This window comes from Streptococcus oralis (assembly GCF_003942585.1).
Lineage (GTDB): Bacteria > Bacillota > Bacilli > Lactobacillales > Streptococcaceae > Streptococcus > Streptococcus oralis_BE.
Genome location: NZ_RJNK01000033.1, coordinates 1 through 579 on the forward strand (window position 1 = coordinate 1; position 579 = coordinate 579).

The 579-nt window shown below is 43.5% G+C and carries 1 protein-coding gene; it reads left to right on the forward strand.

The window, feature by feature from the left end; all coding sequences use genetic code 11:
* On the forward strand, positions 1-579 hold a 579-nt coding region (locus D8862_RS09535; RefSeq protein ID WP_185760872.1), incomplete at both ends, for a hypothetical protein.

The following is a 579-nucleotide window of genomic DNA, read 5'->3' on the forward strand; positions in this document are numbered from 1 at the left end:
CAACTAGCGCATCAGTATCTGCAAGTGAATCAGCTTCAGCATCTGTATCAGCTAGCCAATCAACTAGCGCATCAGTATCTGCAAGTGAATCAGCTTCAGCATCTGTAAGCTCAAGTCAATCAACTTCAGCATCAGTATCTGCAAGTCAATCAACTTCAGCATCAGTATCAGCTAGCCAATCAACTTCAGCATCAGTATCAGCTAGCCAATCAGCTTCAGCATCTGTAAGTGCAAGTCAATCAACTAGCGTATCAGTAAGCTCAAGTGAATCAGCTTCAGCATCAGTAAGCTCAAGTGAATCAGCTTCAGCATCAGTATCTGCAAGCCAATCAACTAGCGCATCAGTATCTGCAAGTGAATCAGCTTCAGCATCTGTATCAGCTAGCCAATCAACTAGCGCATCAGTATCTGCAAGTGAATCAGCTTCAGCATCTGTAAGCTCAAGTCAATCAACTTCAGCATCAGTATCTGCAAGTCAATCAACTTCAGCATCAGTATCAGCTAGCCAATCAACTTCAGCATCAGTATCAGCTAGCCAATCAGCTTCAGCATCTGTAAGTGCAAGTCAATCAACTAGCG